Here is a 22,489-nt window from a genome sequence, read left to right on the forward strand (position 1 = left end):
CTGGAATTGCTCTAACGCAGGTCGCATCTCGGTTGGATTCGCGCAACGCGCTTCAGACAGTTCCAATCAGCATGAAGCGTGTGTATTTTTTTGTCGGCAGTTCGCCGGAGAACCTGATCTCCCGTAGCGCCGCCATGGCTTCGAAGGCTGCAATTGAAGGCACGCAGTTGATGTGCGTCGGCTCGCTGAAATAATCGTTCGATTGCAGCAGCACATTCGTGCCCCGCGGAAGCAGGGCAAGCCAGGCACCCAAGTCGGCTATGTGTTCGCAGCTCGTATTGACCACTAGGTCGGGCCGCCCGGCCGCATAGTCGAGTGCGTACATGTCTGCCGTCAGCGCCCGGAAGCGGTCGCCGGCTTCCCGGTTGAGGGTCCGGGCGACCGGCCCGACTTCAGGATCGATGTCGATGCTGTCGATCGTCGCGATGTCGAAACGGGCGTCGTTGAAAAGCATTGCCGGCAAGACGCCGTACCATCCACCCAGAACCCATATGCGCCCGAAGCGGCCGCCGTCGCTTTCGAACAGCTTGTCGAGCGCCCACATCTTGCAGGCGACCTGCTTGTGGTTGAAGGCGTTGGCGATATCGGCCTGCGGATGCTTGGCGATGACGCGCGCCAGCCCGGCCACGAGAGGATGGTTGACGTAGGCGGCAATTCCCCGTGTTAGGTCCAGGGCTTGCTCGTGCCCGTCCAAGCCGGCATTGCGTGGTTGCGTGACATCCATCATATTCGTCTTGTAGGGTGGGATTTCGGGCGACACAACGCAATCTTGCCCCCTGCAAGGCTGTTTGATCCGCGGACATGATTATGCTGCTAGCCGCTTCGCCATTGCCCGGAGAGAACCGGTTGCATCTGTCCGGACCCTTGGTGTCCTGCATGCATTGCGGCTTCGAGTTTGTCGTTGGCGACGAAGACATTGCCGATACGCCCTTCGCCGGCAGGTGCTTTTGCATCCTGCATCCTGCCAACTGAAGGACCCACAGTCGCATATGGAACCCAGCCTAGCCCGCTATATCTGGAAGCACACCAGGAAGCAGCAGATCTGGATATTGGCGATCGTCTTGCTTTCGATGATCCCGTATTTCATGTCCTTCGACCTGCCGAAGCTGATCGTCAACGGCCCGATCCAGGGCAAGGGGTTCGAGCAACCGGGCGCGACCCTGCCATTCATGAGGCTGCACTATAACCTTCCGTTCATTGGCGAGGTCCAGTTCTTCTCCGGTTTTCAACTCGACCGCACGGAGACGCTGCTTGCCCTGAGCCTCGTGTTCCTCTTGCTGGTCGTCATCAACGGCCTGTTCAAACTCTACATCAACACCTACAAGGGCCGCCTCGGCGAACGCATGCTGCGACGTATCCGCTTCGATCTGATCGATCGTGTGCTGCGGTTTCCGCCGATTTACTTCAAGCGGGTGAAATCCGCCGAAGTGGCGACCATGGTGAAGGACGAGGTGGAGCCGCTGGGCGGCTTCATCGGCGATGCCTTCCTGCAGCCGGTGCTGCTCGGCGGCCAGGCGCTGACGGCGATGCTGTTCATTATGGTCCAGAACATCTGGCTCGGAATGATAGCGATGGTGATCGTGGCGGTCCAGATCGTGCTTATTCCGCGAATGCGGCGGCGGCTGATCGTGCTCGGGCGCCAACGGCAATTGACGGCGCGCGCGCTTTCGGGCCGGGTTGGCGAAATCGTCGACGGCATCGGCGCGGTTCACGTCCACGACACGTCAAACTACGAGCGCGCCGACATAGCAGCCCGGCTCGGGCTCATCTTCAAGATCCGCTTCGATCTTTACCAATGGAAATTCATGGTAAAGTTCCTCAACAATTTTCTCGCGCAGCTCACGCCCTTTCTGTTCTACATGATCGGCGGCTATCTGGTCATCGGGGGCCGGCTGGACGTCGGCCAGCTGGTGGCCGTGATCGGCGCCTACAAGGACCTGCCCGGACCGATGAAGGAACTGATCGACTGGGATCAGGATCGGCAGGATGTCCAGGTCAAATATCAGCAGGTCGTTGAACAGTTCACCGTCGAGGATATCATTGCGCCGGGAATCGGAGCACTGACGATCGACGATCCTGGTCCAATGACAAACCCGCTGTCGGCGGTCGGTCTGTCCATAGCAGACGATGGCGGTGCAATGCTCCTCAACCGTATCTCCATGCAGGTCAAGCCGGCTGAGACGGTGGCGCTGGTCAGCACCCCAACAGGTGGAGCGGAGGCGCTGGCAGAAGCCTTCGCGCGGCTGAACTGGCCGGAAAGCGGAAAGGTCGCTTCGGGCGCCGATGACCTGCTTGAACTCCCGGAAGCAGTGACCGGCCGGCGCATGTCCTACGCCTCGTCGGATGTTTTCCTGTTCCAGGCAAGCCTGCGCGATAACCTGCTCTACGGGTTGAAGCATGCGCCGCTGACATCGGTGACTTATGACGGCGCCGCGGCAGACCAGCAGCGCTGGAACATCGACGAGGCGCGCCGGTCGGGCAATCCGGATTTCGATACCCACAGCGACTGGATCGACTATGCTTCCGCCGGTGCTACCGGCCCGCACGACCTCTTTGAAGCCGTGCGCCGGGTGCTCGACGCGGTTCTTCTGTCGCGCGACATTCTGGATCTTGGCTTGCGCTCTTCGGCCGACCTCACGCGTCACACGAAGCTTGCCGGGCGGATCGTCGAACTGCGTGCAGCGCTGCGAACCCGGCTGGAACAGGAAGGGCTGCGCGAACTGGTGGTTCCTTTCGAGCCGGGCGCTTACAACACGGAAGCGACGATCGGCCAGAACCTACTCTTCGGCGCTGCCGCCGGCCCCGAACTGGCCGACAAGGCACTGGCGGCCAATCCCTATTTTGCTTCCGTGTTGAAGCAAGCCGGCCTCGACCGCACGCTCTACGAAATGGGTATGGAGATCGCCGAACAGGCGATCGAGCTGTTTGCCGACCTGCCGCCCGATCACCAGTTCTTCCAGCAGCTCGCCTTCATGAGCGCCGAGGAGATACCCGCCTACGAGACCTTGCTGCAGCGGCTCAAGAACCGTCCCTACGAGGCGGTTTCGGAGGCCGACCGGGCCATGATCATCACCTTGAGCTTTGCCTATATCGAGCCCCGGCACCGCTTCGGTCTGCTGACCGACGAGCTGATGAGCAAGATCGTCGCCGCACGCAACCAGTTTTATGAAAACCTGCCGTCCGAGCTGCAAAACGCGATCGAACGGTATGATCCTGGCAAATACATTGCCGCGGCCACCGTCATGGACAATGTCCTGTTCGGGCGTGTGGGCAACAACCATCCCGACGCGCCGGACCGCATACGCTCCATCGTCTACGACATTCTTGACGAGCTGGGGCTTTACGCCGAGCTTCTGGATGTCGGCCTGGACTTCAACGTCGGCGCCGGCGGCAGGCGGCTGACCGGTGGACAGCGACAGAAGCTCGACGTTGCCCGGGCTCTGCTCAAGCGTCCCGATTTTCTCATTCTCAACCGGCCGCTGTCGGCGCTCGACCAGCGTGTGCAGGACAAAGTTCTGCGAAACGTGCTCGAGGAAGCCAGACGCGAAGGCCATTCGCCGGCAATTGTCTGGGTGGTGACGAGTCCGGCAATGGCGATGATGTTCGATCGCGTTATCGTCTTTGACTCAGGCCAATTGGTGGAAGACGGTACACACGAGACACTTTTGGCAGACAACGGTATCTTCAAGGAACTTCTGTCATAGTCTGGCAGACGCGAATTTAGGAAGGTTTGCGACAATGCTGCTCAAGGATGAAGTTGGAATGCTGCAACGCGTTCCCTTGTTCTCTGGCATCGAGCCGGCAAAGCTCAAGCTGCTCGCGTTCACGTCCGATCGCGTGAACTACAGCGCCGGCCAGATTCTTTTCCGGCAGGGCGACGAGGCAGACGCTGCCTATGTCATCCTCTCAGGCAGGGCGGATATTCTGGTCGATTCCGACAGCGGGCCGATAAAAGTTGCCGAACTGCTGCCAAATTCGATCGTCGGCGAGATCGCCATATTGTGCAACAGCTCCCGCACTGCCACCGTCAGAGCGGCAAGCGATCTGGAGGCCTTGAGAATCCGCAAGGATCATTTCCTGAGGCTTATGAAGGAGTTCCCGGAAATGACCATCGAGATATTGCGGGTTCTTGCCGATCGGCTAAGCCATACGACCGCGGATCTGATCGACGCACGAACCGCCTAGAGCTACGATGGGCGAAAAGTAGCATGGACGACGATTTTTTCCTGGTCAGATTTTGGGGCGTGCGCGGCAGCATTGCGGTATCCGGGCCAGAATTCGTTCGCTATGGCGGCAACACAAACTGCATTGAGATGCGATGCGGCAAGCATACGCTTCTGTTCGACGCCGGCTCTGGCCTGCGGCCTGCCGGCAGGGCGTTTCAGGCGGCGGATGTGACCGATTTCGACCTGCTTTTCACCCATTGCCACTACGATCACATCATCGGGCTGCCGGCTTTTGCGCCGATCTTTGACCCGAGCGTCAAACTTACGGTTTGGTCCGGGCATCTTGCAGGACGCATGACGACCCGGCAGATGATCGATGAGTTCATACGGCCGCCGTGGTTTCCGGTGAAAATGGACGTTTGCAAGGCAAAGCTCGACTGCCGCGATTTCGTGTCCGGAGACGTGCTTCGGCCGCGCGAAGGGGTGGTGGTTCGGACCGGCAGTCTCACCCATCCGGGCGGCTGCATAGGCTACCGGGTCGAATGGGGCGGTCGCGTCGTGGCGGTGATCACAGACACCGAGCACGAGCCGGACAAACTCGATCAGTCGGTGCTCGGCCTGATCGAAGATGCCGACCTCGTCATTTACGATTGCACCTACACCGAGAAGGAAATGGAACGCCGCCGCGGTAACGGGCACTCGACATGGCAACAGGGCGTCAAGCTCTGCGAAGCGGCCGGTGCGCGGGGGCTCGCGCTGTTTCACCACGATCCGACACGCACCGACGAGCAACTGGACGCGATGGAGAAACTGGCCAAGGACAGGTTTGCCGGCGCTTTTGCGGCGCGGGATGGCCAGACGCTCCAATTCCCGGTCTCATTGCACAAAAAGCGCTGAGCTATTTTTCCTCTCCTTGTTTGAGCATGATCTTATCCGAAAACCGGATTCCACTTTTCGGGATCATGCTCCAGCGGCGCTGCGCCCAATCAATGTCCGGATCGGAAGCCATGCGCAGGCTTCAGTCCGCGCGGTGACTGCGAACAGCCGTTCGAGGAAAAGCCATGCCGATTCATCATGGACGAGATGGTGGGTGAGCAGGCCGACCGGTTCGCCGCCGTCGAATGCCTGCTGCAATTGCGCGATGATGGCCTGAACCAACAGGCCATGGTCGCGGCAGCCGCGCGTGCCATGCCAATCCATGATGTCGACATTGCTGTTGATGACCGCCAGAGGAGCCGGCTTCGGCGGCCCGAAGACCGACAAAGCCGCAAATCCTATCGATCCAAGGTCGGACACCAGGCCGGCGTCGATCCTGTTCCAGGGCGGCACCAGCATCGGAACGGCACGTGCGCCGTGCAGTCCGGTCACGTGCGACAGCCCGCGAGCCAGTTCATCGAGCACCGCCTCGCGTGGTCGATGCGCGCCGAGCTCCTGCTTTTTCTGGTCCCCGGGCGCATGATTTCGGTGCGCCCAGCCATGGATGGCGACCGTGGCATGCGGCGCCTCGTCAAGCCGGACGACAAGCGTCTCGTCGGTCCGCGCCGGAATGACGGCCAGAGTGACCGGAACCGCGAATTCACCGGTGAGGTCGAGCAGCCGGTCGAGCGCCGGCGTCGGATCCACGGCGTCGTCGTCGCGCAGCCAGAACTCCGCCTTGCGGCCCGCCCGTTGCAGGCGCGCCAGTTCTTCCACCAAGGGCTGCCAGATCGGATCGGATGTCATGAGACCGGAATCTTCTTGAGAAGTTCGGCCAGACGCGCCGCTGCACCATCGAGGGAACGTTCCTCAAGGACGAAACGTCTGGCCTCCGCAGCCATGATGGTTCTTTCGTCGTTACTGGCCAGAAGCCGTTCCATGGCGGAGGCGAACGCCGCGACATCGCCCGGCGGGGTGAGAAACCCGGTCTGGCCATCCCGCACGACCTCCGGTACGCCGGCAATGTCCTGGGCCACCACCGGAAGGCCGGCGGCCTGCGCTTCAAGATAGGCAACGCCATAGGCCTCGCCATAACCCGGCCAGACGTAGATTCCCCCGCTGTAAAGGACATCCGGCACGGCCGCCGGCTCGATTGCGCCAAGCCATTCGATACGGTCGGCGGGCAAGCCGGCGAATTGCGCTTCGACCTCGTCGCGGGCAGGCCCGTCGCCGACGACCGACATGGTCCAGGGCAGGTGGCCGATCGAGCCGAGCGCTTGCGCCAGCATGCGATAGCTTTCGACTTTGTCGCCCGGGCGCATCATGGCGACGGTAACGAGGCGCGTCGGACAACCCCGTGACGGCATTTCGCGAAATGCCGATGTGTCGATGAAGGGCGAAAGCATGCCGAAAGTGGCGTCGGGAATCGCATCTGCCAGCCCCTGGCGATCCCTTTGGGTGAAGCAGATGTTCAGCGCCGCCTGTTCGATGGCTCGCGCTACCAACGCCTGGCTATCGGCCCACAAGCCGGCGTTGCGCCGCCTCGAATAGGAGGCTTCCGCTGTCACATAGGGGACAGCGAAGGCCGACGCCAGCTCGGGCCCGATCAAGTCGGGCGCCTTGTAATAGGGATGATAGGTGAACCAGAGATCGGGCTTGCCGTCACGATGCCAAAGCTTGGTCAGCCGCGCGGCTTCGTCCGCGGCCTCAATCTTGAACGCATCGAAACTTTTCGGCTCCGGCTGGCGTAGATAGAAGCGCAACTCAGATGCCAGTTCGACGCTATGCCCGCCATGCTCCAGCGCCTTGACCAGCATCCGTGCCATCTGGCGGTCGCCGGAGACGACGGGATGATTGGGTGACTTAAGCGGCGCGTAGAAGGCAATTCGCATCGCGCGACCCTATCATCGGAAAGCCTGCGCAAGTCAATTTCGAAGCATGATCGACTTCACCTTCAAGCGTTGGAATGTGCTATCTAATGCTCATGGAAACAGCTGTCGCGTCCGACCCGTTTGTCGGTTCCTTGCCGGTCTTCGCAAAGTTCGAAAGCGTGGCCGATATCGACAATTATCGGCCTCTGCCCGATGGCTGGGCGCTGGCCACCGCCGACATTGTCGGCTCGACCAAGGCGATCGAGGCGGGGCGCTATAAAACCGTCAATATGGCCGGCGCCAGCGTTATTTCGGCGCTGCTCAATGCGCTGGGCCGGCAAGATCTTCCCTATGTCTTTGGCGGCGACGGCGCACTCGTGGCGTTTCCCGGCTCGGCGCTTGAGATCGCCCGCAACGCGCTGGCTTCTGTCCAGAGATGGGTGGCGGACGAACTGGACCTGACCTTGCGTGCGGCAATCGTGCCGATAAAGGACATAAGAGCCCAAGGCTTCGATGTTCGCGTGGCGAGGTTCCAGGCCTCCGAAGCGGCGTTCTATGCCATGTTCGCCGGCGGTGGCGGCAGTTGGGCGGAAGCCGAGATGAAAGCCGGGCGCTACCGCATCGACCCCGCGCCGGCCGGCGCGCGGCCGGATCTGACCGGCCTCTCCTGCCGCTGGAACCCGATCGAAGCCCGGCACGGCGAAATTGTCTCGATCATAGCCATACCGGGCGCGTCGCGCGACCTGCGCGGTTTTCAGTTTCTGGCTTCCGACATCATCGCCCTTGCCGGCAGGCAGGAGCGCGATGGCCACCCGGTGCCGGTGGACGGGCCGGCCTACAGTCTGTTGCCCGCCGGCCTCGATGTCGAGGCGCGGGCCACGGCGCCGCCAGGGCGGCGGTGGCGGGTGAAACTGTGGGTGATGTTCCTGATGACGCTTACGGCTGTCACCGATAGATTTGGCTGGACGATCGGCCGTTTCGATCCGAAGGTCTACAAACGCGAGGTGGCCAGCAATTCGGATTTCCGCAAGTTCGACGACGGCTTGAAGATGACCATCGATGTTGACGCGGATGTCTTGCAACGGATCGAGAACCGGCTGAAACAGGCGGAAGAGGCGGGCATTTCCAGCTATGGCCTGCACCGCCAGAAGTCGGCCTTGATGACCTGCCTCGTCATCTCGCCGCTGCAGCCCGATCACGTTCATTTCATAGATGGCGCCGATGGCGGCTATGCGATGGCTGCGGCAAGCCTGAAGGCGAAGGCGCCGGTCCAATGACGGCTTGCGGAAATCGATTTTCGGCAATATGCCTCGCCATGGTTCTTTGGGACCCGGTGAGCCTCGCCATGGGCGCGGTAGTCTGTCCGAATTGATGGGAAAGCAGTTATTTGGACGCCTCACGATCGACATATGACCGTCTTCTGAACCGGATTTCGACGCGTTCCGCGCAAGTCGGCGTGATCGGACTGGGCTATGTCGGGCTGCCGCTGTCGGTTGCGATCGCACGCGCCGGCTTTCCGGTTTCCGGCTTCGATATCGAAGTCCAGAAGGTCGAGAGCCTGAACAACGGCCAATCCTATATCGAGGCGGTGACGTCGACGGCCCTTGCCGGCCATGTGGCGAGCGGACGGTTCCGCGCCACAGCGGATTTTGCCGAACTGGCCGTCTGCGATGTCATCATCATCTGCGTTCCGACACCGCTGACCAAACACCGTGAGCCCGACCTCTCCTTTATCAGGAACACGGCAGCCACCATCGCCAGGCATCTGCGTCTCGGCCAGCTGATCGTGCTGGAATCGACCACCTATCCCGGCACCACCGACGATGTGATCAAGCCCATACTGGAAGAAACCGGCTTGCGGTCGAAGACGGACTTCTTCCTCGGCTTCTCGCCCGAACGCGAGGACCCCGGCAATCGCAGTTTTGAAGTCGCGACGATCCCCAAGGTGGTGGCAGGTGACGGCGTTGAAGCCGCGACGCTCGTGCAGGCTTTCTACCAAAGCGTGGTCAAGACCGTGGTTCCGGTTTCCAGCACGGCGACCGCCGAAGCGGTCAAGCTGACGGAAAACATCTTCCGCTCGGTCAACATAGCCCTCGTTAACGAGTTGAAGGTCGTGCTCGGTGCCATGGGCATCGACATCTGGGAGGTGATCGAGGCGGCAAAGAGCAAGCCCTTCGGTTACATGCCTTTCTATCCCGGCCCCGGACTTGGCGGGCACTGCGTTCCGATCGATCCCTTCTACCTGACGTGGAAGGCGCGCGAATACGAACTGCCGACCCGCTTCATCGAACTGGCGGCGGAGATCAACACGGCCATGCCGCGTCATGTGGTCGATGAACTGGCCAAGGCGCTGGACCGGCGCTGCGGCAAGGCGCTCAGCCGCTCGCGCATTCTCATCATCGGGCTCGCCTATAAGAAGAATGTGCCCGACATCCGCGAAAGCCCCTCATTGCGGCTCATTGAACTCATCGAGGAATGGGGCGGCAAGGCGGAATTCCACGATCCGCATGTTGCCGAGATTCCGACCACACGCGAGCATATGGCGATCAAGGGGCGTCGCTCGGTCGAACTGACCGAGGCGGCCTTGAAGGAGTTCGATGCGGTCGTCATTGCTACCGACCATGACGCGATCGACTATCAGGCGATCGCTGATCACGCTCTTTTGATCGTCGACACACGCAATGTCTTTGGCCGCCTCGGGCTGGTCCGAGAGACGGTGGTGAAGGCCTGACGGCGGCTGAGCCGGCGAATTTCTTGCCCGATGTCAAGATCGGGATTGCACTCCGCCGGCAGCCTCGCCACATAATGTTCCGCGAGTTGAATGCGGTTACGCCTGTTTGCTTCCTGCAAGGACAGTCATTCGGGACATTCTTCGCCGGCTTTTGCCCCCGAAGCCGGCTTCATTGACTTAGAGGATTTGGCAGATCAAAGGAGATGGCTCGTCTTCGACGGGTTCCGAGATAGCATGAGCACAACGCAAGCAGAAATTTCCAGCATTCTCATGGACAAGGTTGCCGATTGGCTGACCCAGTCGGCGCTGGCGGGCGACGACCTGGAGACATTGGTAAAGGGCTTTTGTGAACGGCTGGCTGCGGCCGGCCTGCCGTTGAGGCGGGTGCATTTGAGCTTTTCGATGCTTCATCCGCTTTATGACGCGCTCGGCTTCACCTGGCTTCGCGGCCAGGGCCTGGAAGTGGAAGGGTTCCGCAGTGAGAACGGCGTTCATTCCGACAGATTCCTGACCAGCCCATACTACCATCTGCTCAGCAACAAGCTCGACCATCTGCGGCGCCGGCTCGACCCGTCGGTGCGGTCGGAGTTTCCCGTTTTCGATGAACTCAGGCTTATGGGCGTCACCGATTACATGGCTTTCGTCCATCCCTTCAACGGCGATACCAGTCAGGGCATGATGGGGTCCTGGTCCACCGACGGTGCTTCAGGCTTCAGCGACAGCATGATTTCGGCGCTGCTGCGCATCCAGAACCATCTCGCCATCGCAACCAAGATGGCGGTGCTGACCAAGCTCGCCGACAACATGATGACCACTTATCTCGGTGGCGACGCCGGCAGGCGGGTGCTGGACGGTCAGATCAAGCGCGGCGAGGGCGACACAATCCGGGCCGCACTGGTCATGGGCGATATGCGCGGGTCGACAAGGCTGGCCGAAACCTCCGGCCGCGAAATCTATATCGATACGCTGAACCAGTTTTTCGATGCCATTGCTGCACCTTTCAATCGCAAAGGCGGGCAGATCATGAGCTTCCTGGGGGATGGCTTCATTGCCGTCTACCCCTGCGAAAGGCACCGCGCGCAGTCCGAGATCGCCTGCCAGGCTGCTCTTGCGGCAGCGCACAAGGCCAGCGCGCGCATGATGGAGCTCAATCTGCGCAGAAAGGAGAAGGGGTTGGACGACATAAAATTTGGTATCGGCCTGCATGTCGGCAATGTGATGTTCGGCAATGTCGGGCTTACCGACCGGCTCACATTCTCTGTCTTCGGCTCGGCTGTAAATGAGGTCCAGCGCCTCCAGACCCTGACCAAGAAATATCCGCACAGCGTACTCGCCAGCAAGGACTTCGCCGGCTATTGCGGCGCCAACAGCTGGCTGACGCTCGGCAAGGAGGAATTGGCTGGTATCAAGCAGAAGCTGACGGTGCTTTCACCCGATCTGTCGGGTGCTCTCGCACTCGATGAAGACGCTGTGCTGCAGCCGTTTCACGACCGGATATCGGATGCCGAGCAGGTCATGCTGCTTCATCGCGATGCCGCGCGGCTGTTGGCGGGCGACCGGAGGAAGCTCCAGTAGCCGCCACGATCTGACCAGAACGCCTGGGTTGACGGTCCGGTCGCAGGGTCCGTCGGAGAACTCGTTCGAATCCAAGTTGCTCTGGGCTGCCAATACGCTAGTCTCGCTTTGTGGGGACGGCCGGTAGGCTGATAGAGTGGGGCTGGTGTGAGGATGAGTTCGAGCGTGGATTTGCTGCGGATCGAGGACGTTGGCATTTCTTTTGCTATTGTGGGGGGACCTTTGCATGCCGTCAGGCGTGCAAATCTTCGCGTCCTGCCCGGCAAGGTTACAGCGCTTGTGGGGGAGTCCGGATCCGGGAAATCGGTTCTAAGCCAGGCAGTGATGGGCATTTTGCCGAACACAGCCCATGCTCGCGGCCGTATCCTGTTTTCCGATCCTGAAAAGCCCGGCACGACACAGGATATCCTGAAGATGCCGCGTGATGGACCCGAAATCCGTGCGTTGAGAGGCAGCCGCATCGGCAAGATCTTTCAGGAGCCGATGACATCACTGTCGCCGCTGCACACGATTGGCAATCAGGTCAGCGAATCCCTGCAGATTCACACGCCCATGACTCGAGCGGAGCGCAAGGCGCGGGCCGAGGAAATGCTGAGCCTTGTCGGCTTTCCCAATCCCAAGCGCGCCTATGACATGTATCCGTTTGAACTTTCGGGAGGATTGCGGCAACGCGCCATGATCGCCATGGCGCTTATCTGCCGGCCCGCTCTGTTGATCGCCGATGAACCGACGACGGCGTTGGACGTCACCATCCAGGCGCAGATCCTGCAATTGCTGCGCGAGCTTCAGACCAAGCTGAACATGGCGATGCTGCTGATCACACACGACCTCGGCGTTGTCGCAAATGTCGCCGACGAAGTGGTGGTCATGTACCATGGCGAGATCATGGAAGCGGGACCTGTGGAGGCGATATTCCGCCGGCCAGGTCACCCTTACCTGAAGGGCCTGATGGCAGCCGTTCCGCATTTCGACTTGAAGCCTGGCGAAAGGCTAAAGGCGCTGCGCGAGGTGCCGGTGAATGTCGGCAACCTGCTGGGCAAGCAGACGGCGCCGGACTCGAAGGGACCGGACGACATCCTGCTGTCGGTCAGGGATCTGACAAAGACCTTCACCACCCGCAAGTCCGCATGGTTCGGCGGGAGCCATCAAACCTCCGTTCGCGCCGTGGACGGCGTGAGCTTCGATATCAGGCGGGGCGAGTGCCTGGGTCTGGTCGGCGAAAGCGGCTGCGGCAAAACCACTGTCAGCAAGATCCTGATGCGGGCTATCACCCCCAGCGGCGGCTCCGTGACCTTCAACGGCCGCGAAGGACCGATCGACGTCCTGGAGGCCGAGGGAGACGCCCTGCGGTTGCTGCGCGCGAAAATCCAGATGGTCTTCCAGGATCCGGTTTCGTCGCTCTCACCTCGCATGACGGTGGAGAACATCTTGAGCGAGCCGCTGGAAATCCATCAACGTGGCAATGCCGCCTCCCGACTCGCCACGGTCAAGAGCCTGATGCAGGCAATCGGGCTCGATCCGCGCTTCATCAAGCGTTATCCCCACAGTTTCTCCGGCGGGCAGCGTCAGCGTATCGGCATCGCGCGCGCGTTGGCGCTGGGGCCCGAACTGCTGATCTGCGACGAGCCGGTTTCGGCGCTCGACGTCTCTGTCCAGGCGCAGATCCTGAACCTTCTGAAGGACCTGCAGAAGGAACTGGGCCTGACCTACCTGTTCATATCCCACAATCTGGCGGTGGTGGACTACATGGCGGACCGCATCGCGGTGATGTGCGGTGGGCGTATCGTCGAGCTTGCGCCGCGCGAAATTCTGCTCAGGAAACCGATCCACCCCTACACGCGCTCATTGCTCGCCGCAGTCCCTTTCCCGGATCTCGACCGGCCGATGGATTTCAAGACGCTGAACCTCGGCGGCGCTTCCGACGCCAGCGCATGGGGACCGCAATTCCACGACGAGGGCGAAGAGGACACGCTGTCGCCGATCGATCTTGGCGGCGGCCACCTCGTGCTGGCCCGACGTTCGGCCGATATCAGAGAGTTACGCCATTGATCAGCCGACGCATCGTCCTTGGCCTCATGGCTTCTGCATTTCTGCCGGGCACGTCGCGCGCCGGCGACCTGGAGCCGGATTTTCTTCAGCCGCAGCTGACGGCCAAGGCGCTGCCGGCGCTCGCTGAGCGCTTGCCCAAGAGCCCGCGCGCGTTGAATCTCGCTGCGATGGGCCGGCAGCCCGGCCAGTATGGCGGTACGCTGCGGACCATCATAGGCAGCCAGAAAGATATCCGGATGATGACGATCTACGGGTATTCCCGGCTGGTCGGCTATGACGAAAAGCTTAACTTGCAGGCCGACATTCTCGAAAGCTACGACGTAGCGGATGATCGCATCTTCACGTTCAAGATACGGGAAGGACATAAATGGTCCGACGGCAGCCTGCTGACGCCGGAGGACTTTCGTTATTGCTGGGAAGATGTCTGGCTGAACGATGAGCTTTCGCAAGGCGGGCTCGCTCCAGCCCTGATGGCGGATGGCAAGCCGCCACGCTTCGAGATCGTCGATCCGTTGACGGTGCGCTACAGTTGGGATGCGCCCAATCCCGACTTCCTGCCCAAGCTCGCTGCCGCCGCGCCGCTATCGCTTGTTCTGCCGGCCGCCTATCTCAAGCAGTTCCACAAGAAATATCAGGATCCATTCCGGCTCGCCGGCCTGATGAAGGAGAACCGGGCCAAGAAATGGACGCTCCTGCATATCCGCATGTCGCGGCAGTATCGCCCGGAGAATCCGGATCTGCCGACGCTCGATCCCTGGCAGAACCGGACCAAGCCGCCGGCCGAGCAGTTCATCTTCGAGCGCAACCCGTTCTTTCATCGAATAGACGAGAATGGCCGGCAACTGCCCTATGTCGACCGGATCATCATGAATGTCAGCTCGTCGGCGATCATCTCGGCCAAGACCGGTGCGGGCGAGAGCGACCTGCAATCCATGGGAATTGACTTCACCGATTACTCCTTCCTGAAGGACGCGGAAAAGCGCTACCCGGTGAAGATGCATCTGTGGAAACGCACACAGGGTTCGCGGCTTGCGCTGCTGCCCAATCTGAATTGTGCCGACCCGGTGTGGCGTGGCCTTTTGCGTGACGTGCGCGTGCGCCGCGCACTTTCGCTCGCTGTGGACAGGCGCGAGATCAATTTGGCCGTGTTCTACGGGTTGGCGCAGGAAAGTGCCGATACGGTCTTGCCGGAGAGCCCGCTCTACCGGCCGGAATTCGCGAAAGCCTGGGTCGCCCATGATCCCGACCAGGCCAATGCCCTGCTTGACGAGGTCGGGCTTCAGGCACGTGACGATGACGGCGTGCGAATGCTTCCCGATGGACGCTCCGCGAAGATCATCGTGGAAACGGCCGGCGAAAGCACGTTGGAAACCGACGCGCTCGAACTCATCACCGATCACTGGCGCCAGATCGGCATCGCTTTGTTCATCCGGACTTCGCAGCGCGACATCTTCCGCAGCCGCGCGCTTGGCGGCCAGATCATGATGTCGATGTGGTCGGGCATCGACAATGGCGTGCCGACCGCCGACATGAACCCGTACCAGCTTGCCCCCACCATCGATGACCAGCTGCAATGGCCGCTCTGGGGTGCGCACTATCTGTCCCATGGCAAGATGGGTGAGGCGCCCGATCTTCCTGAAGTGGTCGAGCTGATGGCTTTGCTCAAGCGCTGGAACGGATCGACCGGAGCCACGGAGCGCGCCGAAATCTGGAATTCAATGCTGTCGATCTACACCGATCAGGTGTTTTCGATCGGCACTGTGAACGGAACGCATCAGCCGATTCTGGTGTCCTCGCGGCTGCGCAATCTGCCTGACAAGGCGCTCTACGGCTACGACCCGACCTCCTATTTCGGTGTCTACATGCCGGATACATTCTGGCTTGGAGGCTCCTGAGCGTGCTTCGATATCTTGTCTGGCGCATCGCCGTGATGGTTCCAACGCTGCTGGTCATATCGGCGCTGGTGTTCACGATCATCGAACTTCCACCGGGCGACTATTTCGACAGCTATGTCGCCGAGCTTCGGGCCCAGGGCGAAGCGGTGGACTCCGATCGCATCGAGATGATGCGTAAGGAATATGGTTTCGACCAGCCACCGGTCATTCGCTACTTCTACTGGGTCGGCGGAATGCTGCACGGCGATTTCGGCTATTCCTTCGAATATGAGCTGCCGGTTCGCGACGTCGTCGGGGACCGAATGTGGCTGACCGTGCTGGTTTCCTTTGTCACGATCATCTTCACCTGGCTCATCGCTTTTCCGATCGGCATGTACTCCGCAACGCATCAATACAGCTGGGGCGACTACGGCCTGACTTTCTTCGGCCTTCTCGGCCTTGCCATTCCGAATTTCATGCTGGCGCTGATCCTGATGTATTTCGCCAATATCTGGTTCGGCACGTCCATCGGCCATCTCATGGACCAGCAATATCTCGGCGAGGCGATGAGCTGGGCCAAGGCGAAGTCGATCCTCGCCCATCTCTGGATCCCGGTCTTGATCATCGGCACCGGGGGCACGGCAAGCATGATCCGGCGGCTGCGCGCCAATCTGCTCGATGAGTTGCACAAGCAATATGTCGTGACCGCGCGCGCCAAAGGCCTTCATCCGTTCAAGGCACTGGTCAAATATCCGCTGCGCATGGCGCTCAATTTCTTCATTTCCGACATCGGCTCCATCCTGCCGGCCATCATCTCCGGCGCCGAAATCACGGCGATCGTGCTGTCGTTGGAAACGACCGGGCCGATGCTGATCAAGGCGCTGCAAAGCCAGGATATGTATCTGGCAGGGTCGTTCCTGATGTTTCTCGCCTTCCTGACGGTCATCGGCGTGCTGATTTCCGACCTGGCGCTGGCGTTGCTTGATCCACGAATTCGTTTGCAGGGCGGCAGCACCAAATGAACACGCAATCGCCGCTGCCCGCTCCGGGCGCTCCACTGCAACACTACGTTTCCATCGCGCCTTTTGACCTGCAGTCGGTCGAGGCGATGACACCCGAGCAGTCGAAGGTCTTTCAGGCGTCGCAGCTGCGGCTGATGTGGTGGAAATTCCGCAAGCACCGGCTCGCGCTTATATCCGGCATATTCCTGGCGGTGCTGTATTTCGGGATACTGATCAGCGAGTTCCTGGCGCCCTACAATCTGCACACGCGCAACATGGACTACATCTATTCGCCGCCGCAGCAGGTGCACCTGTTCCACAATGGCGAGTTTGTCGGGCCGTTCGTCTATGGCCGCCAGATGAAGCTGGATATGGATACGCTCAAGCGGAACTACATCGAGAACCACGACGATGTTCAGCGGCTCCGCTTCTTCTGCAAGGGCGACAGTTACCAGTTCTGGGGCCTGATCGAAGGTGACAGGCATTTTGTCTGCCCTGCCGACAACGGCCAGCTGTTTCTGGCCGGCACCGACAGGCTGGGGCGTGACGTGCTCTCGCGCATAATCTATGGCGCACGCATTTCACTGACAATCGGCCTCGTCGGCATCAGTTTCAGCTTCCTGCTCGGCATCTTCATCGGCGGACTGGCCGGCTATCACGGCGGCATCTTCGACCTGATCGTTCAACGAATAATCGAAGTTCTGCAATCGATTCCCAGCATTCCGCTATGGCTGGCCCTGGCGGCGATCATGCCGATAACCTGGAGTCCGATCCTGATCTATTTCGGCATCACCGTCATCCTCGGACTGCTCGACTGGACCGGACTGGCGCGGGCTGTGCGTTCAAAGCTTCTGGCCCTGCGCGAGGAGGATTACGTTCTGGCCGCGCAGTTGATGGGCGCCGGGAGCAGCCGCATTATCAGGCGGCATCTCATTCCCGGTTTCATGTCGCACCTGATCGCGACGGCGACGCTCTCCATACCCGGCATGATCCTGGGCGAGACGGCGCTGAGCTTCCTCGGGCTCGGCCTGAGGGCGCCGATAACCAGCTGGGGCATCCTGCTCACCGAGGCGCGCAGCGTCAGCGTGATCGCGTTCTATCCATGGCTGCTTTTGCCGATGCTCCCCGTCATTCTCGTCATCATGGCGTTCAACTTCCTCGGCGACGGCTTGCGGGACGCCGCGGATCCCTACAAGTGAGGATCACCATTCCGCCGCGGCTTGCCGACGACTCCGCCCGGTATGACGTTTGTCGGCGGCCGGTTGGGTTATTGCAGGGTTCGTCGTTCGCCTCTATATGCGGCAAGCCCGATCGGGGCTGCTGGTTCAGGACATACAATCGCATATGAGTCGCCTCGATAATTTCATCAGCAGGATGACCGCACAGCGCGACATTCTCAATCAAATCTGCCCCGAGGTGGCGAAGATGGAGGGGCTTGTGCTCGAACTCGGCCTCGGCAATGGCCGGACGTTCCACCATCTGCGCGAGCTTCTGCCCGGGCGCCGGATCGTGGTGTTCGACCGCGAAGTTGGCGCACACGCCAGCTCAATTCCCGACGCTGAAAACCTCGTGCTCGGCGAAATACGCGAGACGGCCCGCAAGTTCATTGGCATCGACGCCGCTCTTGTTCATGCCGACATCGGCACCGGCTATGACGATCGCGATGCCGTGACCGCTACCTGGCTTCCCGATCTGATTGCGCGCCTGCTTCGCGTCGGCGGCTTCGCGGTCAGTGGCACGCCGCTCGATCACCCGCTGCTGCAACGCCTCCCGCCGCCGACTTCGGAGCCCGCCGATCGTTATTTCCTCTGCAGGCGCGTTCAGGGGATCGTATAGACTGCGATCTCCCGCTCAATGCCGCGCAGCGAGACCTCGTGAGCCACGGGCGTCAGCGCGTTCCTGTGCAGCAGTTCGGCGGTGAGATTGTCGTCGACCACCGCACGCGTGGCGAAGATCGCCTGTGCGTTGGCAAGGTTCTGGACCCGCGAAGCAATGTTGACCGTCTGGCCGAAATAGTCCTGCCGCTCGTTCATGGACACGGCGATGCACGGGCCGGCATGGACTCCGATCTTGAGCAGAAGATCCTCGCGCCCGCTTTTTTCATTGAGCGCACGCATGGCATCGCGCATCCTGAGGGCCGCGGCAATCGCACGATCCGGCGTCGCGAAGGTCGCCATCACCGCATCACCGATCGTCTTCACCACCGCGCCCGCCTCCGCCGCGACGATCTCGTGCAGAACCTGGAAATGCTCGCGCACGAGATCGAAGGCTGAAAGGTCGCCCACCCGCTCGTAAAGCTCGGTCGATCCGCGCAGGTCGGTGAACAGGAAAGTCAGGCTGGTGATCTTCAGGCGCTGGTCGATATCGAGCGTATCCGTGCGATAGAGATCGCGGAACGTCTGGTTGGTGAGCAGGCGCTTGGCGGTCACGAAGGGCCGGCGCTTGCCGATGAAATCATGCAATACCGGGCAGGCGATGAAGACCGTCGGCAGCACGCGGGTGTCGCTCCTGTTTTCCAGCGAAATGCGCAACGGGCCGGGTTGCATCTCCAGCGTCTGGTTCTGGACATGGTCGCGGTCGAAGACCAAAGAGAGGCTTCGGCGCTCTGTTGCTGGTTCGCCCTTCACGTCGATGAATTGCGCCGAATGGGTGACCGGCTCGAAGACGATGATGAATTGGGACGGAAGCTGTATGTGCAGAACCGCCTTTTCACCGGGCGCAAGCTCCATATCCTCCAGCGAGAACGCTTCCATCTGTTTCGCCAGATCCTCGTCCGGCAGATCGGCGCCGGACGCCCAGTAGATCTGGCGGTAATATTCCACCAAAGGCAGTTCGTGTGGATTGTGGGCGGCAATCCTGCGCACGCGGGGACTGACGGTGAATGTCACCTCGACCATCTCGTCGAGGGTCGGCGAATAGCCCTGGGAACAAAGCGCGCAGGTATATTCGTCTTTCTGCATGGTTTTCAGCGTGGCGTTGGTGTCGAGCACGCCGCCACAGCCGGGGCACAGAACATTCCAGGAAATGTCGAAGATGCCCACCCGCGCCGCATGGAGAAAGGCGCTGATGGCGCGTTCCTCGTCGAGGCCATTCTTGCTGGCGAAGGCCAGCGCATTGATGCGGCAAAGTTCGCGGTCCTTGCCCTCGGCGATGGTTCGCCGGATCGCGTCGATTGCCTGCGGGTCGACATCGGTCGATTGCCGCAAAAGCGAGAACAGATCCTGAGCTTCGGTCATCGTGCAGGCTCCGGAAAATGCGCCCCGAGGCGTGTTGGCTGGACCGGTCCTCGGCCCTAGCCGCTCCATCTTACGTCGAAACGAGCCGAACGGCCATTCGAATGGACAAGCCTGGTGACAGCTCAATTTCCACTCGGCGGATTTTCACCGGCCGCAAGCGGCACTATGATGGGTCCATGGGGCATTCATCTCTAGGGCTTTCTCCCGTGCCGACACCCGACAACCCGCCATTTCCCGCGGCCCTGCGGCTTTTCTCGGCGGCGGTCATCATCGTCCTGATCGTCGGCGCCGGCCTGTTTTTCGCGCCGGCGCTGGTCAAGCCGCGCTGGCCCTGGCCCGTCACGCCATTCAGTGCCCGCTTCCTCGGCGGCTTCTACACCGCCGAAATGGCGGTGATGGCGGCGCTCTTGTTCTGGAATCGCTGGTCGCCCGGCAGGCTGGTGCTGGTCATGGCCTTCATCTTCACCGTCATCGTGTCGGCGGTTTCGTTGATCAATCTCGGCTATTTCAACTTCGAGCGAAAAGCGGCCTGGCTATGGTTCCTGGTCTATCTTGCCTCGGCTGCGGTATCCGGGCTGTTCCTGTGGCGGGCCAGGGCTCGTCCTTCAGCWAAAGGCGTGACCCTGAACCCCGCATGGCGCGCCTACATGCCGGCGGAAACGGCGATCCTCGGGCTCTATGGCGTCGGCATGTTGCTGTTTCCCCAAATGGTCAGCAGCACCTGGCCATGGCCGGTCGATCCCTTCCACGCCCAGGTCTACAGCGCGATCTTCCTCGCCGGTGCTGGCGGCACCTATCTCGTCTGGAAAAGCGCGCCGCGCGAAGAATTGCTGGTGCTGGGCCTGGCGCAGTTTCTGGTCGGACTGCTTTCCATCCTTGGGCTCGTTATCACCGACGCCGCGGTGCACCGGATCGGCTGGACGGCGGCCGCTACATTGTGCTGGCTCGCCCTTTTCGGCTGGATCGGCATCAGCGGCGCCTTCAAACTCTACGCCGCCTCCCGGCATTTTGGCGCGCAGCCGGCAGCATAGGGTGCAGAGACGGGCTGGATTTTCAGATAACGTCCGGTGCATCGTGCCGGGCCGATTATCACTTTGTTCTGACGCAATTCCGGGCGGAAAACCGCTCACACTTTTCCTGGAATTGCTGTAGCCGGGAACGCCATGACCAGTACGCCATCCTCCGAAACGATCCAGCCGCAGCTCCGGGCCGTCCGGCCAAGCGATGCGGAGGCGCTTTGCGCTATCTTCAACATGCCGGGCTTCCGCTGGGGCACGCTCAGGATGCCGTTCGAGATGGTGGAGCAGGTGGAGCGGCGCATCGCCAAGTCCGGCCAGGAAACCACCTGGATCGTCGCCGAGCTGGACGGCAAGGTCGTCGGCCATGGCAGCCTGGTCGTGCAAAGTTCGCCGCGCCGTTCGCATATAGGCGAGATCAATATCGGCCTTGACGATGGCTTTGTCGGCAAAGGTATCGGCTCTGCCATCCTTGGCGCGCTGCTTGACGTGGCCGACAACTGGCGCGCCCTGAAGCGGGTCGAATTGAGCGTCTATGCCGACAACGAACCGGCCATCCGCCTCTACAGCAGCCACGGCTTCGAGGTCGAAGGCCGGCATGTGAAGGCCGGTTTTACCGACGGGCAATATCACGACCTCCTGAGCATGGCGCGGCTGCGGTTCTGATGACCGCCGTCTTCGCCCCAGCCCCTGCGCCCCCGGTGGACATTCTGGCTTTGCTGTCGCTGCTCTGCCCGGAAGTCGTGCGTGACATCGAGCAGAACTGGAATGCACCGGTTTCCGAATACGCCCGCCATCTGTGGCGACCGGTGGCAAGGCCCGCATCGGGCCCGTCGATCGCTGCCCGGTCGATCCTGCGCGACGTCCTGCATCGACGCCTTGGCGCGATGATGCAGCCTGAACAGATCGGCAAGGCCCTCGAAGAATTCGAGCACAGACCGGTGATCCAGTCCGGCCTGCACTGCCTGCTGCTGATGGACCGTATCACCTTCGATGCTCTGCTGCTTGCCTGGCTTGGTGCGGTCGAAAACGGGCTGTCGGCCTTCTTCGGCTTCATGGGCGCAACGATGACCATGGAGACCGTCGGCCGGGAGGGACCGGGGTGGCTCGATGTCGGCGACGACAAGGTCAACCTGTTTGGCATGGGGCGCCACAAACTGTGCCGCAAAAGCGTCTGCGCGGCCGGTCCCGTCACCCTCAACACACGCGCGCTCGAAGCGGTGGGCAATGAGACGGATGCCAGCCGCTGGCTGGGCACACTACTCGCCAGCCAGGACAAGGTGTTTGCAACCGCCGCCGATGCGCTGACGGAACTCAACGAGGACCTGGTCGCCGACTGGGACAGTTCCGGCATGGCCCGGCCGGTTTTCATCGACGACCGGCTCGCCGCTTCTGCCGTGGCGGGGCATCTGGACCATGACGGCAGCCTTCTTTCCAGGCTGCTCCTTGAGCCGGCAAGGCGCCAGCGTCTCGACCATGCCTTGCAAGAGGCCGCATCGGGCCCATTTGGCAGGTTCCTGCCCAACGCCACGGCCTATTTCTGGGGCATTCGCGAGCAGCGCGTGCGCAAGCTCGTCCTCGAGAACGGGCATCTGATCGAGCCTGACCGGCCGCATGGTCTCTCCATCCCGTTCGAGCGGCTGCATCTCAAGCAGGCGCTGCTGGATGGCGTGCTGTTGCCGGACTTGTTCCTGGCGTTCCTCATCCTTGCCATATTGCCGCGCGTGCGGGTTGTGGGCGGGCTGAGACAGATTGGCTATATAGCGCTTTTCCACTCTATCCTGCTGGCTGCGCTGGATGAAAACGTGCCGGAAGAGCGCGATCTGGCTGCGGAGCTGCAGGTTCGGGAAAATGCCTGGGGCATGCGGGTCATCGATGACAAGATCTCGGTGCGCGACCAGCTTGCCGGCCTGCCGGAAGGGGCGCTGTTCCCGGACTTACTCCGGCAATATCGTTTGCGGACATTTGCCGAGACGACCGACGACCTGAAACTGGTTCGCGAAAACGCCCGATGGCGCAAGATCGGCCGCGCCTTCGGCTTATAATCGGGCCGCT

Annotated in this window: 18 protein-coding genes; 14 read left to right on the forward strand and 4 right to left on the reverse strand. The window is 61.2% G+C overall.

Annotation, left to right across the window (positions count from 1 at the left end):
- Positions 1 to 52: 52 nt before the first annotated feature.
- Entirely contained in the window at positions 53 to 727 is a 675-nt protein-coding gene (locus tag AC1DYO_RS18880; protein WP_477265776.1) for a class I SAM-dependent methyltransferase, read from the reverse strand.
- Between the two features lie 262 nt (positions 728 to 989).
- On the opposite strand from AC1DYO_RS18880, the gene AC1DYO_RS18885 reads away from it, so the two are divergent.
- From AC1DYO_RS18885 to AC1DYO_RS18895, 3 genes are read left to right on the forward strand one after another with little or no spacing between them, the layout of a single operon-like run.
- Positions 990 to 3,704, forward strand: a complete 2,715-nt coding sequence (locus tag AC1DYO_RS18885; RefSeq protein WP_477265778.1) for an ABC transporter transmembrane domain-containing protein — start codon at positions 990 to 992, stop codon at positions 3,702 to 3,704.
- A 34-nt stretch (positions 3,705 to 3,738) separates the two neighbouring features.
- Positions 3,739 to 4,185, forward strand: a complete 447-nt coding sequence (locus AC1DYO_RS18890; protein WP_181060586.1) for a cyclic nucleotide-binding domain-containing protein — start codon at positions 3,739 to 3,741, stop codon at positions 4,183 to 4,185.
- A gap of 23 nt (positions 4,186 to 4,208) precedes the next feature.
- Positions 4,209 to 5,063: an MBL fold metallo-hydrolase gene (locus AC1DYO_RS18895; protein WP_477265780.1), complete on the forward strand. Its 855-nt coding sequence runs from the start codon at positions 4,209 to 4,211 to the stop codon at positions 5,061 to 5,063.
- A 63-nt stretch (positions 5,064 to 5,126) separates the two neighbouring features.
- On the opposite strand, the gene AC1DYO_RS18900 is transcribed toward AC1DYO_RS18895, so the two are convergent.
- Complete coding sequence (locus tag AC1DYO_RS18900) at positions 5,127 to 5,888, reverse strand: polysaccharide deacetylase family protein (protein WP_477265782.1); 762 nt, start codon at positions 5,886 to 5,888, stop codon at positions 5,127 to 5,129.
- The gene (locus AC1DYO_RS18905; protein ID WP_477265784.1) at positions 5,885 to 6,973 is read right to left on the reverse strand and encodes a glycosyltransferase family 4 protein; all 1,089 of its coding nucleotides are present in this window, start codon (positions 6,971 to 6,973) and stop codon (positions 5,885 to 5,887) included. Before AC1DYO_RS18905 ends, AC1DYO_RS18900 begins: the two co-directional genes overlap by 4 nt.
- 74 nt (positions 6,974 to 7,047) lie before the next feature.
- On the opposite strand from AC1DYO_RS18905, the gene AC1DYO_RS18910 reads away from it, so the two are divergent.
- The 8 genes from AC1DYO_RS18910 (at position 7,048) to AC1DYO_RS18945 (ending at position 18,018) form a co-directional block, all read left to right on the forward strand.
- A complete protein-coding gene (locus AC1DYO_RS18910) occupies positions 7,048 to 8,229 on the forward strand; it encodes a DUF3095 domain-containing protein (protein ID WP_477265786.1) in 1,182 nt (393 codons plus the stop codon).
- A gap of 110 nt (positions 8,230 to 8,339) precedes the next feature.
- Positions 8,340 to 9,683, forward strand: coding sequence for a nucleotide sugar dehydrogenase (locus AC1DYO_RS18915; protein ID WP_477265788.1), 1,344 nt, complete (start codon positions 8,340 to 8,342; stop codon positions 9,681 to 9,683).
- Positions 9,684 to 9,917: 234 nt separating this feature from the next.
- Positions 9,918 to 11,258 carry an adenylate/guanylate cyclase domain-containing protein gene (locus AC1DYO_RS18920; protein ID WP_477265790.1) on the forward strand — a complete coding sequence of 447 codons (1,341 nt, stop codon included), beginning with the start codon at positions 9,918 to 9,920 and terminating at the stop codon, positions 11,256 to 11,258.
- A gap of 153 nt (positions 11,259 to 11,411) precedes the next feature.
- On the forward strand, positions 11,412 to 13,307 hold the full coding sequence (locus tag AC1DYO_RS18925) for an ABC transporter ATP-binding protein (protein ID WP_477265792.1): 1,896 nt from the start codon (positions 11,412 to 11,414) through the stop codon (positions 13,305 to 13,307).
- A gap of 26 nt (positions 13,308 to 13,333) precedes the next feature.
- On the forward strand, positions 13,334 to 15,202 hold the full coding sequence (locus tag AC1DYO_RS18930; RefSeq protein ID WP_477265794.1) for an ABC transporter substrate-binding protein: 1,869 nt from the start codon (positions 13,334 to 13,336) through the stop codon (positions 15,200 to 15,202).
- 2 nt (positions 15,203 to 15,204) lie between these two features.
- A complete protein-coding gene (locus AC1DYO_RS18935; RefSeq protein WP_181060595.1) occupies positions 15,205 to 16,203 on the forward strand; it encodes an ABC transporter permease in 999 nt (332 codons plus the stop codon).
- The gene (locus AC1DYO_RS18940) at positions 16,200 to 17,381 is read left to right on the forward strand and encodes an ABC transporter permease (RefSeq protein WP_477265797.1); all 1,182 of its coding nucleotides are present in this window, start codon (positions 16,200 to 16,202) and stop codon (positions 17,379 to 17,381) included. Before AC1DYO_RS18935 ends, AC1DYO_RS18940 begins: the two co-directional genes overlap by 4 nt.
- Positions 17,382 to 17,526: 145 nt before the next feature.
- Positions 17,527 to 18,018 carry a class I SAM-dependent methyltransferase gene (locus AC1DYO_RS18945; RefSeq protein WP_477265906.1) on the forward strand — a complete coding sequence of 164 codons (492 nt, stop codon included), beginning with the start codon at positions 17,527 to 17,529 and terminating at the stop codon, positions 18,016 to 18,018.
- Here AC1DYO_RS18945 and AC1DYO_RS18950 read toward each other — a convergent pair.
- A complete protein-coding gene (locus AC1DYO_RS18950) occupies positions 18,003 to 19,418 on the reverse strand; it encodes a DUF5939 domain-containing protein (protein ID WP_477265799.1) in 1,416 nt (471 codons plus the stop codon). The two genes, AC1DYO_RS18945 and AC1DYO_RS18950, sit on opposite strands and share 16 nt — an antisense overlap.
- 206 nt (positions 19,419 to 19,624) lie before the next feature.
- Here AC1DYO_RS18950 and AC1DYO_RS18955 point away from each other — a divergent pair, with 206 nt between their 5' ends.
- The 3 genes from AC1DYO_RS18955 to AC1DYO_RS18965 all read left to right on the forward strand — a co-directional run bounded on the left by AC1DYO_RS18955 (position 19,625) and on the right by AC1DYO_RS18965 (position 22,479).
- On the forward strand, positions 19,625 to 20,449 hold the full coding sequence (locus AC1DYO_RS18955; RefSeq protein WP_477265801.1) for a hypothetical protein: 825 nt from the start codon (positions 19,625 to 19,627) through the stop codon (positions 20,447 to 20,449).
- Positions 20,450 to 20,581: 132 nt separating this feature from the next.
- Entirely contained in the window at positions 20,582 to 21,100 is a 519-nt protein-coding gene (locus AC1DYO_RS18960; protein WP_477265803.1) for a GNAT family N-acetyltransferase, read from the forward strand.
- Positions 21,100 to 22,479, forward strand: a complete 1,380-nt coding sequence (locus AC1DYO_RS18965) for a hypothetical protein (protein WP_477265805.1) — start codon at positions 21,100 to 21,102, stop codon at positions 22,477 to 22,479. The genes AC1DYO_RS18960 and AC1DYO_RS18965 overlap by 1 nt, the downstream gene beginning before the upstream one ends.
- The last annotated feature ends 10 nt before the right edge of the window (positions 22,480 to 22,489 follow it).

It is taken from the genome of Mesorhizobium sp. P2_F5 (assembly GCF_056403715.1).

Bases quoted from the DNA above. Each gene is read 5' to 3' on its own strand.
- AC1DYO_RS18880 (WP_477265776.1), bottom strand. From the start codon at position 727: ATGATGGATGTCACGCAACCACGCAATGCCGGCTTGGACGGGCACGAG.
- AC1DYO_RS18885 (WP_477265778.1), top strand. From the start codon at position 990: ATGGAACCCAGCCTAGCCCGCTATATCTGGAAGCACACCAGGAAGCAG.
- AC1DYO_RS18890 (WP_181060586.1), top strand. From the start codon at position 3,739: ATGCTGCTCAAGGATGAAGTTGGAATGCTGCAACGCGTTCCCTTGTTC.
- AC1DYO_RS18895 (WP_477265780.1), top strand. From the start codon at position 4,209: ATGGACGACGATTTTTTCCTGGTCAGATTTTGGGGCGTGCGCGGCAGC.
- AC1DYO_RS18900 (WP_477265782.1), bottom strand. From the start codon at position 5,888: ATGACATCCGATCCGATCTGGCAGCCCTTGGTGGAAGAACTGGCGCGC.
- AC1DYO_RS18905 (WP_477265784.1), bottom strand. From the start codon at position 6,973: ATGCGAATTGCCTTCTACGCGCCGCTTAAGTCACCCAATCATCCCGTC.
- AC1DYO_RS18910 (WP_477265786.1), top strand. From the start codon at position 7,048: ATGTGCTATCTAATGCTCATGGAAACAGCTGTCGCGTCCGACCCGTTT.
- AC1DYO_RS18920 (WP_477265790.1), top strand. From the start codon at position 9,918: ATGAGCACAACGCAAGCAGAAATTTCCAGCATTCTCATGGACAAGGTT.
- AC1DYO_RS18925 (WP_477265792.1), top strand. From the start codon at position 11,412: ATGAGTTCGAGCGTGGATTTGCTGCGGATCGAGGACGTTGGCATTTCT.
- AC1DYO_RS18930 (WP_477265794.1), top strand. From the start codon at position 13,334: ATGGCTTCTGCATTTCTGCCGGGCACGTCGCGCGCCGGCGACCTGGAG.
- AC1DYO_RS18940 (WP_477265797.1), top strand. From the start codon at position 16,200: ATGAACACGCAATCGCCGCTGCCCGCTCCGGGCGCTCCACTGCAACAC.
- AC1DYO_RS18945 (WP_477265906.1), top strand. From the start codon at position 17,527: ATGAGTCGCCTCGATAATTTCATCAGCAGGATGACCGCACAGCGCGAC.
- AC1DYO_RS18950 (WP_477265799.1), bottom strand. From the start codon at position 19,418: ATGACCGAAGCTCAGGATCTGTTCTCGCTTTTGCGGCAATCGACCGAT.
- AC1DYO_RS18960 (WP_477265803.1), top strand. From the start codon at position 20,582: ATGACCAGTACGCCATCCTCCGAAACGATCCAGCCGCAGCTCCGGGCC.
- AC1DYO_RS18965 (WP_477265805.1), top strand. From the start codon at position 21,100: ATGACCGCCGTCTTCGCCCCAGCCCCTGCGCCCCCGGTGGACATTCTG.